The following is a 10,531-nucleotide window of genomic DNA, read 5'->3' as shown; positions in this document are numbered from 1 at the left end:
CGGCTTTCGCCTTATCCGTTCCGGCCTTTCGGCCCCGGCTGTGGCGACTCGGTTAAGTTACAGAGGCATTCGGGGTTGTGTCAAATCGCTCCGGCTTGGCCGGCGACTGCCACTGTTYCCTACGGTACCGCACTGTCTGAGAGCCGCTTACCTCGGGGGGTCCGCGCCCAGGGTCCCGGCAAGTTTGCTGACGCGTAGGCGATGAGTCAGGCCTGGGGTTCCTGGTGGGGCTGTGTGGAGAGACGGGCGCGCGGCCGGGGGTCTCATGGGTGCGGGCACGACACCTGAAGATCATGGAGGTTCCTACGCCATCATGATCGACCCGAGGTGCCGTGCCCGCGGCCGCGGGGCGCACTACGTGCTGGCGGTCAAAGCGAACCAGCCCACGCTGTATGCCCAGCTCGCAGCCCTGCCCTGGCGCCAGGTGACAACCACCGCGCGCACTGTCGAGCGTGGCCACAGCCCGCCGCGAGCAGCGCACCGTGAAAGCCACCGAGGTCCGCGCCGGGCTGCTCTTCCCGCACGCCGTGCAGGCGCTACAGATCACCCGCCGACGTCAGCCGCTCGCCGACGGGCCCGCCGAGACCGAGGTCATCTACCTGGTCACCAGCCTGCCGACACATCAGGCCAGCCCGACCCGGCTCGCTCCACGTTGTCCCTGCGACGCCCCCGGCCGAGCTCGAGGTCGACCTCGCCGACGGGCTGCAGACCGCCCTGGCGAACGCCTGGATCTCCGATCCGGCACCGCCCTGCCCCGGCTACCCCCACCCGCGATGCGACCCGCTGTACACGAGGTCGGGCCGGCCAAAGCACTGCCCTGGTGGACGGTCATCATCGCGACCAGAACGGCGTGTGGAGGACGGGGCGGGCCCGCCGCGGGCCTCGCTGAGGCCCTCGACGACCGCGATGGTCCTGCCCGCGGGATAGTCCGGCATCGCGAAGATCTGGGCGACACCCCCGCGCCGATGTAGATGTCGTCGATGGAGGACGAGCACGGCGTCCACGATGGTCAGCCGAGTCTGGTTCCGTACACGTGGTCGACTGTCACTGTGACGAGCACCCTGCGATCGGAGATCATCACGGCGCGGTACTCGTCCCAGTTCGGGTGCTCGCCGGCCGCGGCACGGTAGTACTGCACCAGGGCCTCGACCTCGGGTCCGTGGGGATCGCCGCCCGGCCCGGTCAGGGTGGCCGTGCCCTCGGCGGTGGCCCAGGCCCGGCCGTCAGGGCTGGTGACCTCCAGGGTGGCTCGTGGGTCGCGGCGCAGGTTCGCCGTCTTGGCCAGGCCCTCCCGTGTCGAGATGAGGATGACTCCGGCGTCCGGGTCGTAGAAGGGCGTGACGGGCGAGAGCTGGGGGCGGCCGTCGGACTTGATGGTGGCGAGGACACCGAGGCGGCTTTCGGCGAGCAGCGTCCGTGGGTTGAACGGTGCGGCGGTCATGGCAGCATCATCGACCTTCACACCGGTGTGAAGGTCAAGGATGCGGGTCCGTGTTCTCGCCGATGGGTCTGCTGGCGGTCATCGAGCAGGTCGCGGACCGGCGGAGGGGCCGCAAGCGATGCCGGCGTTGTTCGACGAGCCGGCCGAGCCCGGCCGGAAGACGACAACCGAACCGTACGGCATTGTGGCCCAGGCGACCGAGCACGTGATTTCTGGGATTCCGTTTTGGATCGCTCATGCGTCCGGTGGAGCTTTCCGCTCCAGCGGACCAACCGCTCAGGCTGCATCCGACCCGTCTGTCTGGCCCGAACGTACCGACCACTACTCTGCAGGGCTTCCGATCCTGTCGCGCGGATCGCCGCCGATAACCGGAGGCCGCCGTTCGCGGCGTCGCTGACCAGGAACTTCCAGAATTCCTGGAACGGAGAAAGGGTGCTGGTGCAGGTGTTCTCCCCAGGGTCGTTCCCTCAGCAGGCCGAACCGGTCACACAACACATGTCGTGGTCACGCCCGTCCGGTCCTCGCCGGTTCGGGCGAGGCTGTATCGGGATCATCGCCGCCGGACTCAGCGGGCTCGCGCTGAGTGCCTGTCAGCCGGTGTCGGGCGGCCCGGGTGGCGGTTCGGCGCCGACGAGCGCGCCGCCGGCCGCGACGACTCCGGCCGCTCCCAGTCCGACCACGCCGTCCGTCACCGTCACCCCGACGGACGGCGGCCCGCAGCCGACGCCGAGCGGTGGCCCCACCTCGACACCCACCACACCGACGTCCACCGCGGCGGAGCCCACGCCGGGAGACGAACGCCTGCGCCCGATGGGAATGATCACGCCGGTCCAGAGACGGGAGGGTGAGCCGGTCACCGTCAGCATCGCGCTCAGCATGGTCGGCCCGAGCCGTCCCACTCTGTCGGGGACGGTCGACATCGTCGTCGACGACAGCATCCGCCACACCGTGACGCTGGCACCCGGCGCGGGCCAGGGCACCGCCACCTGGACGGTCAGCCTCGCACCCGGAGTACACCGGATGACGGCCGCCTACAGCGGCAACGAGTTCTACCAGCCGTTCGGCTTCAGCGGCGGGACGACCATCCAGAACGGCCGGCTCGAGGTCACCCCGCCCGAGCGGATCGTGGCAGGGGAGCCGTTCACCGTGCGGGTGAAGGTCGTCCCGATCAACGGGGCGACCGGGACACCGTCCGGGACGGTGCGTCTCTCCCACGGATTCTGGCCCGACCAGGCAACGGCGACCCTGGACGGAACCGGCAGCGCCATCGTCACGTTGACGGCGTCCTTCCCGTCGGGCAACACGCCGTCCGCGCTCGTGATGTACGTCGAGTACCTGGGCGACGGCACCTTCCTGCCGAACACCTGGACCGCCGTACCCGCCATTCCGTACTCACTGCCGGATGGCAGTCCGGCTGGCGGGGAGACGCCGGAGCAGGCAGCCACCTGAGCATGCCGACGTCCGCCTGAGCATTTCGAGAACGGGGAGCGGCGGACCCACGGAGGCGCTGGACGGGCCGGCGGGTGACGGGCGGTGTCTGCGGGGCGCAGTGTCGCACTTGCTATTACGGTGGTTCCTGTGGAGACGACCGCTGACTCGTCCGCGCTGGAATGGCGACGCGGTCTCCCCCGTAAACGCATGGCGGCGGCGTCCGTCATCGTCGACGACAAAGACGACGGCCGGGTGCTGCTGGTCCGTCCGACCTATCGGCCTGGGTGGGATCTGCCGGGCGGTGTCGTCGAGCAGGACGAGGCCCCGCTCGCGGCGGCCCGGCGCGAACTCGCGGAGGAGCTGGGCCTGGACCGGGCGCCGGGCCGGCTGCTGGCGGTGGACTGGGTGCCGCCCTCGCCGCAGCGCACCGAGGGGCTGATCGTGGTGTTCGACGGCGGCCGGCTCACACGGGAGGAGGCCGGCCGCATCCGGCTGCCCGCCGACGAGCTGGCCGCCTGGTCGTTCGCCGCGGCCGACCAGCTGCCCGACCTCATGGCGCCTCTGCTGGCCCGCCGGGTCGCCGCCTGCCTGGCGGCGCGGGCGGCCGGCACGACGGTCTACCTGGAGGACGGCGTGTTGCCGGGCTGACGTTGCCGCGGATCGGGGAGGAGGGGGGTGAGGAACGGGCTCTGGCCCCCGTGCCAGGAGACGAACAGTTCCTCCCGCGCTCTGGTGCAGGCCACGAAGAGCAGGCAGCGCTCACGCTGGACGTCTCTGGCGTGCGCGACGTCGTCCTCGGCGGCTGGCGTGACCGCTCCCGGGGCCGGGACGTGTCCGTCGGTGACACCGACGACGGCCACGCAGCGGAACTCGAGACCCTTCATGCGGTGCATGGTGCCGACAGCGACCGCCGGTTCCGTGGGTGCGGCCTGTGCGGGTCTCTCCGTCGGCCGGGACAGGAGCCGGGCAGGGATGCCGAGCCGGTGCAGGGCGGGCAGCAGCGACTCGGCGAGCGTCCTGGAGCGCACGGCCACGCCGATCTCGTCCAGGGCGATGCCGGCACGCTGCCAGGCGCGCACCTGCTCGGCGGCGTCCCGCATCTCGTCGGCCCAGGTGGCGGCGGCGCGCAGGCGGGGCGTGAGGCCGTGGATCTCCGAGCGGCAGCCGGCCGCCGAGTCGAGGCCGCCGTCGATGTCGTCGATGGGTTCGCCGCGGAGCATGCCGAGGCTCCAGGCGAGGATCTCCGCGGTCGTCCGGTAGTTCACCGTGAGCCGGGTGGATCGGCCGACCACCGGGATGCCGAGTTCGCGCAGGCTGACCCGGTTGTTGTAGATGCGCTGGTGGGCGTCGCCGGCCACGAAGATGTCGTCCGTGCCCGGTTCGACCGCCGCGCGCAGGAGGCGCCACTGCACCGGGCTCAGGTCCTGTGCCTCGTCGATCACGGCATGCCGGTAGGGACGCTGCGGCGTCCGTTCGAGGATGCGCGCGGCCTCGACGCAGATCATCTCGTGGGTCCATCGACGGGATACCCGCAGTTCTCGGTCGAACTGCTGCCAGGCGGCCCACACCTGGGCCCGCTGGCGTGGCCCGAGCGGGCGGCTCCGGCCGGCCCGGCGCGCCTGCTGGTAGGTGTGCTCGGTGGTGATCTCCTGGGCGAGGATGACCTGCCGCCACTCCTCCGACAGGAACGTCTCGGAGTAGGGAAGGGCGAGGGTGTGGACAACCGTGCGCCACACCGCGCGTTCCTCGGTGTCGGTCAGGATGGCCGGCTGCGGGTGCCCGGTCCGGAAGATCTCGTACGCGATCTTGTTGACGGTCGCGACGGTGACGCGTTCCCGCAGTCTCGGGTCGGGCACCAGCAGGTCGAGGTCGGTGGCGAGGGAGGCGGCCATCGTCGAGGTGAAGGTCGTCAGGAGCACCTGGCCGGTGCCCTGCGCGGCGAGGTGGTGCGCCCGGTGCAGCGCGACGACGGTCTTGCCTGTCCCCGGCCCACCGGTCACCCGGGCGGGGCCGCGGAACCTGGCCTGCGCGAGGCGGCGCTGGGTCGGGTGCAGGTACACCCGCCACAGGGCGAACGGGTGCCGGAACACCTCGAGCAGCTCGTCCGGCCCGTCGACGAGGACGACCCGGTCAGAGCTGCGTTCGACCGCGGCCGCCACGTCGTCGGCGTCGATGGAGGCCCGCTCCGCATCAGACACCGCGCCGATCTCCGCCCACACCTCTTCCGGGGTCAGCCCCGCGGCCAGGCCGAACAGCGCGTCCCACTGGTTGGGCGGAAGGAAACCGCGCGCCATCTCAAGCTGTCGGACGTCGGTGAGCACGCGGGCGAAGGCGAGTGTCTGTTCGTCGATGCCGAGGCGGCGCAGGTCCTTGTCCGCGATGTCGGTGAACAGCCGGGCCGGAACCTGCTCCGCCACCGCGGCCAGGGCCGGGAGCGTGGCGTCGATCGCGACCACGTCACGGATCTCGATGCGGCCGGTCGCGGCGTTGACGGAGGCACGCCGGCGCTGGGCCCAGGCGTAGGCGTCGTCGTGCGGGAGCACCTTCAGCAGTGTGTAGGTGTCGCCGCTGTCCGGTGCGAGGACGATGCCACGCCAGAACCTGTCGATGCGGATCGATCGGAACCGGTCGTCCCGGGCGTTGCCGATCTTCTCCAGGTGCAGGCCGGTGTGGGTGGCCGCCTCGAACCTGGCGAAGACGTCGAGCACCCGGTTCTGTACCTGCTWCTCCAACGCCGCGAAGCCGAGCAGGAAGTCCTTGTCGATCCCCAGTCGCGCCATGTCGTCCCTCCCACCGTGTCCCCGGAGTTCGAAGCCCCGGAGTTCGTGAGCCCCGACGTGCGTGAGCTCCGTGTCAGGTCTGGCTGCCCACCGCCGCGCCGTCGGCACCTGCGAGCAGCTCGCGGACCACGGGCACCAGGGGATGGTCCGGCCCCCAGACCCGCTGCAGGTCGGCCAGCAGCGCAGCGAGGGTCTGCGCGGCGGCCGCCCGCTGACCGGCGCCCAGCTGCAGCAGGCCGATCTGGCGGCGCAGTTCCAGGACCCGCGGGTCGTCCGCGCCGAACGCCCGGGTCTCGTCGGTCAGCAGCGCGCCGAGCTGTTCCAGTGCCCGTGCCGTGTCACCGATCAGAGCCCGGCAGGTCGCCTCCCGCAGGCGTGCGAGCAGCAGCCGTTCGCTGTCGCGACCATCCCGGTGGGTGAGATCGGTGACGAGCCCCGCGTACTCGTCGACGGCCCGGCGGAAGTCACCTCCCTCGAACATCAGCTCGGCGAGCTCGAGGCGCAGCGAGAGCACATCGGCGTTGTCGGCGCCCAGCGCCCGGCCGGCCCGGTCGACCGCCTCGGCCAGGATCGCGGCGGCCTGGCTGTGACGGGAGGATCGGGCGAGGGAGCGGGCCTCGTCCCGGACCTGGCGAAGTTCGGCCTGGTCGATGCCACCGTCGGCCGGCGGCCGCGGCCCGGGCCCTTTCCCCGCGACCGGACGTCCTGGCTCCGACCCGGCGACCGGCCGCCCCGACTGTGTGCCGCTGGATGTCTGCCGGCCGGAACGCGCCGGGTCCGGCGCCGCCCCGCCTCCGGTCGACCTGCTGGCCGTCACCGGCGACGCAGTGGCGGGCGACGCAGTGGCGGGCGGGGCCGTTACGGGCGACGTGGTGGCGGGCGGGGCAGTAGCGGGCGGGGCAGTAGCGGGCGGGTGCACGCGGGCAGTGATCCTGCTGTACATCCGCACGGTGTTGTCCGCGGCGGGGTCGACGAAGCCGGGGAGCGCGGCCAGGTCGTCCGCCCAGTCGGTCAGGGCCTCGTACACGGCCTCGGCGCTGGCCGGCCGTTCCTCCGGCACCTTGCGCAGCAGGTCGGCGACCAGTTCGTCGAGGTCGGCGGGAACGTCGGCGCGCAGGGCGCTGACCCGCACCGGGACCTCCTCGACCTGCTGGTGCATCACCGAGTAGGACGACGAACCGGCGAAGACCCGGCCGCCGGTCAGCATCTCGAACAGGGTGGCGCCCAGTGCGTACAGGTCGGTGGCCGGTGCGCTGATGCCGGCGAGCACCTGCTCCGGGGCCATGTAGGCGGGGCTGCCGAGATGCTGCCCGGTCACGGTGATTCTCGACAGGTCGGTGCGGTCGAGTGCGACCGCGAGGCCGAAGTCGAGGACCTTGACGGTGCCGTCCGGCTCCAGCATCAGGTTGCCCGGCTTGAGATCACGGTGGACCAGGGACGCCCGGTGCGCGACGGCCAGCACCGAGGCGGCCTGCGCCGCGATGGCGGCCGCCCACCCGACGGGCAGTGCTCCCTGCTCGGCGACGAGATCGGCGACGCTGATGCCGTGCACCCGCTGCATGACCAGATAGGGGCGACCGTCGTGCGTTCCGGCGTCATAGACCGCGGGCACCCCCGGATGTACCAGCCGGGCGGTGATGCGCGACTCCCGGATGAAACGACGAACAAGTTCCTCGTCGGGCCGGCCGTCCGGAAATCGGACGAACTTGACCGCGATCTCCCGGTCGAGTTTCACGTCACGACCGACCCAGACCTCACCCATTCCGCCTCTGGCGAGCGGCAGGGACTCCAGCTCATATCTCCGGTCGATCATCCAGCGACCTGCCATCACACCCCCGTGCAGCTGCCCCTGTCGGACGACCCGAAATGATACGTCAGTCGGTAAAAATCCCGGCTCCCGGACCTGGAATTGTCAGGACCGGGTGCGGTCTCCGGGCCTGCGCCGGCTGTCGACCGCACCGAGGTATCCGATCTGGATGATCTCGGCGCCCAGTTCGGCGACCTGGCGCACCGCCTTCTCCAGCTGTCCGAGCCGGTGGAAGTCCGCCGCCAGTTCCCGCTGGTCGGCGAGCTCCAGCGCGGGTATCGGGATCCGCCGCAGGTCCGGCAGTGACAGCGTCCCGGCCGGGCGGCCGCGATCCGGGTCATCGTCGCCTCGGCCGGGCGCCGCGGCCGGCCGGTAGCCCGCGGCCCGCAGACTTCCGGCCAGGAAATGAGGATCGAGGCGGTCGGGGTCGACGCGCAGGAGCGCGACCTTCGGTCCGAGCACGGCGCCGGCCTCCTCGATCACCGTCGCCGCGATGCCGCCGTCCGTCGTCACGCAGACCACGTCGCCGGCCTGAAGCCGCAGCATTCCGGCACGGTCACCTGTCCGTCCGGTCGGGCCGCGGTCGTGCCGCACATCACCAGCGGTGAACATCGGCAGATCACCGCCGTCGGCTCTGGTCTGCAGGGACGCCGTCAGCATTGCCAGCGCCCCTTCTTTCGTCAGCTCACCCACCGTGTTCCAGGCGGACGGGGCTACCCTGCCCGTTTCGGGGAAGGCTGCCGATGCCTCGGCAGAAGTGGGATCACCGGCAGAAACCGAAAGGGCCGGCGGCGCCATACTCGCCGTGAGCGCGGACAGTGAGGACAATGCCGTCCGGAGTTTCTCGCGCACCGCCGGAAAACCGCGCTCGGCACCGTCTGCCGGAAGCACGGCGACGCGCGGGCGCGGGCTGAGGTCGACCTGGTCGTCGAGCAGGTCGGCGACGGGAACTCGCCGGTATCCGGGTGGTGGTTCCGCGCTGACCGTGCGCAGGTCCGCGCCGGCCAGGCCCATGAGTACCCAGGGGTCGGGTGGCCGGCCGTCGGGCACCCGCAGCACCCAGAGGTCGGGTGTGGAACCGGCGCCGAACACGTCGGGCGGCAGTTCGAGCACGGCACGCAGCGCCCCGGCGCGCAGCAGGTTCGCCCTGATCCGCCGCCCGGCGGGGCGGGAGGCGGCGGCTGCCGGCAGGACGAGGAGCACCGCGGCACCGGGCCGGCCGTGCGCGAGGCAGTGCTGCAGCCAGGCCAGTTCCGGTTCGCCGCGGGGTGGGACGCCGTAGCGCCACCAGGGCGACCCGAGCAGGTCCTCGTGTCCCCAGAAGCGCTGACCGGAGGGAGGCGCGCACAGCACGACGTCGGCCTGTTCCCCGGTGAAGGCATCCGCGAGCAGGGAGTCCGCCGCGGCGATCCGGGCGTCGGCACCGTGGAGCAGCAGGCCCGCGGCGGTGATCCGCGCCGCTGTCGGGTCGACGTCCTGGCCGAGCAGCCGGCCCGCGCCGGCAGCCCGCGCCGCGTCGAGCAGGCCGCCGACCCCGCAGGCCGGGTCGAGAACGGTGAGCTCTTCGGCGCCGCGCCGCACACCCGCGAGCCGGACCATGAGGTCCGCGACTGCGGCCGGGGGCCCGCCGACCTGCCGGGAGTACACCTCGCGATAGCGCTGACGCAGGACCTCGAAGAGAGCGGGATACCCGGCCTGGTCGGCGGCGGTGGCGGCGGTCCGGGCGACCGGCACCCAGCTCGCCTCCCATCCGGAGGAGGGAGCGGCACCGGGCGACCGGGGCCACAGCTCGGACGCGGCCTGGTCGATGGCGGGCCCCAGCAGGCGGGCGGCGACGTCGTCGGGCTCACCGAGCGTTGCGTCCGCCGCCTCCCGCTCGCGCTGGCGGTAGAGCAGGAAGCCGCCGAGGTGTCCGACGAGTTCGCCCAGGTGCGGGTCGTCGACGGTGCCGCGGATCTGCTGCCACACCCGGTCGCCGGCCTCGACGTGGAACGGGCGGTCATGCCGGTCGAACCAGGTCTCCACCGCGGCGAGCGCGAACAGCGGGCTGCTGGAGGTGCCGGCGACCGGGGTCGGGAAGTCGTCGAACCGACGCCTCCAGTTACTGACGGCCGCCCGCCCGACGCCGGCGATGCGCGCGATGTCCGACGCGGTGACCGTGGCGGTGGTCGGGGCGGGAGCGTTCCGATCGGGCATCGTTCAGCCTCCGTCCGCCCGCTCGRCGCCGACGGGCAGGCGGGTGAGCACGCCGCTGGTCCGCAGCGCGGCGAGATGCTCCGCGGCCCGGCGCGGTGGTGCCCCGCCGCGGACGAGCAGGCCGGCTTCGATGTTCTCCTCGACGCCCGTGGAGGTGAGGTTGGYACTCGACACCAGCAGCGCCCGCCGGTCCGCGACAGCGATCTTGGCATGCATGCGCGCACCGGGATGACCGCGGCGGGCGGTGGGCCAGTGCCACAGTTCGACCCCGCGCACCCCGGCGAACGCGGCTGCCGGCTCGCTGCCCGCCAGCCCGCCGCCGGCCCCCTGCAGGGTCTCGACGACGACGCTGACCGCGACCCCTCGCGCCGTCGCGGCGCCGAGCGCGGCCAGCAGCGGCGGGTAGGGACGTGCCGCGTAGGTGGCGAGCATCAGTTCCGTGGTGGCCTCGGCGACCAGGTCGACCAGTACCCGGGCGGTCGCCCGCACCGGCACCGAGCTGCTGCCCGGCCCGCTCCACACCGACTCCACCCGGGTCTCGGTGGCCCGTCGCGCATACCCGGCGCTGACCCCGCGCAGGTAGGCGGCCGCCTCGGCCGGGGGAACGCCCTCGGCACGGCGAGCGCGCAGCACCGCCCGGACGGTGTCGCGCGCCGCGGGGCCGGCGACCGTCGCGACCAGTGCGTCGTCCCACCCGGCCCCCGCCACGGCCTCCCGGGGCAGCGCAGGTTGCGTCCCGGCCCGGTCGACGAGTTCGTCCGCGAGTGTTCTGAGCCGGGACGGACCCAGTGCGCTCACCGCCGCCTCGACGGTCGCGGCGAACAGACCGCCGGGCTCGTGGTCGGACCCCACCATGCCTGCGTCACCCACGTCCAT

General features: G+C 72.5%; 8 protein-coding genes. 2 read left to right on the top strand and 6 right to left on the bottom strand.

From position 1 onward, the window contains the following. Positions 1-1,009 precede the first annotated feature (1,009 nt). Complete coding sequence (locus CC117_RS31560; RefSeq protein WP_071091389.1) at positions 1,010-1,441, bottom strand: PPOX class F420-dependent oxidoreductase; 432 nt, start codon at positions 1,439-1,441, stop codon at positions 1,010-1,012. Positions 1,442-2,031: 590 nt separating this feature from the next. Beyond that, entirely contained in the window at positions 2,032-2,307 is a 276-nt protein-coding gene (locus CC117_RS31555) for a hypothetical protein (protein WP_157905484.1), read from the bottom strand. Positions 2,308-2,317: 10 nt separating this feature from the next. Between CC117_RS31555 and CC117_RS31550 the strand changes: the two genes are divergently transcribed. Together CC117_RS31550 and CC117_RS31545 are read left to right on the top strand one after the other, a co-directional pair. Then, complete coding sequence (locus tag CC117_RS31550) at positions 2,318-2,890, top strand: Ig-like domain repeat protein (RefSeq protein ID WP_157905483.1); 573 nt, start codon at positions 2,318-2,320, stop codon at positions 2,888-2,890. A gap of 129 nt (positions 2,891-3,019) precedes the next feature. After that, a complete protein-coding gene (locus CC117_RS31545) occupies positions 3,020-3,520 on the top strand; it encodes an NUDIX domain-containing protein (protein ID WP_084133078.1) in 501 nt (166 codons plus the stop codon). Here CC117_RS31545 and CC117_RS31540 read toward each other — a convergent pair. From CC117_RS31540 to drmC, 4 genes are all read right to left on the bottom strand, one after another. After that, a complete protein-coding gene (locus CC117_RS31540) occupies positions 3,490-5,652 on the bottom strand; it encodes a UvrD-helicase domain-containing protein (RefSeq protein WP_071091399.1) in 2,163 nt (720 codons plus the stop codon). The two genes, CC117_RS31545 and CC117_RS31540, sit on opposite strands and share 31 nt — an antisense overlap. Before the next feature lie 73 nt (positions 5,653-5,725). Beyond that, entirely contained in the window at positions 5,726-7,465 is a 1,740-nt protein-coding gene (locus CC117_RS31535) for a serine/threonine-protein kinase (protein ID WP_084133077.1), read from the bottom strand. A gap of 99 nt (positions 7,466-7,564) precedes the next feature. Then, complete coding sequence (locus CC117_RS31530) at positions 7,565-9,655, bottom strand: HsdM family class I SAM-dependent methyltransferase (protein ID WP_071091377.1); 2,091 nt, start codon at positions 9,653-9,655, stop codon at positions 7,565-7,567. Positions 9,656-9,658: 3 nt separating this feature from the next. After that, positions 9,659-10,531, bottom strand: coding sequence for a DISARM system phospholipase D-like protein DrmC (gene drmC, locus CC117_RS31525; RefSeq protein ID WP_084133076.1), 873 nt, complete (start codon positions 10,529-10,531; stop codon positions 9,659-9,661).

Origin of the sequence: Parafrankia colletiae (assembly GCF_001854655.1) — a bacterium.
Lineage (GTDB): Bacteria > Actinomycetota > Actinomycetes > Frankiales > Frankiaceae > Parafrankia > Parafrankia colletiae.
Note: the sequence above shows the minus strand (reverse complement) of the source record. Positions and strands in the feature narration are given on the sequence as shown.

Coding starts and splice junctions, on each gene's coding strand:
- CC117_RS31530 (WP_071091377.1), bottom strand. CDS start 9,655: ATGCCCGATCGGAACGCTCCCGCCCCGACCACCGCCACGGTCACCGCG.
- CC117_RS31560 (WP_071091389.1), bottom strand. CDS start 1,441: ATGACCGCCGCACCGTTCAACCCACGGACGCTGCTCGCCGAAAGCCGC.
- CC117_RS31550 (WP_157905483.1), top strand. CDS start 2,318: ATGGTCGGCCCGAGCCGTCCCACTCTGTCGGGGACGGTCGACATCGTC.
- CC117_RS31555 (WP_157905484.1), bottom strand. CDS start 2,307: ATGCTGACGGTGACCGGCTCACCCTCCCGTCTCTGGACCGGCGTGATC.
- CC117_RS31535 (WP_084133077.1), bottom strand. CDS start 7,465: ATGATCGACCGGAGATATGAGCTGGAGTCCCTGCCGCTCGCCAGAGGC.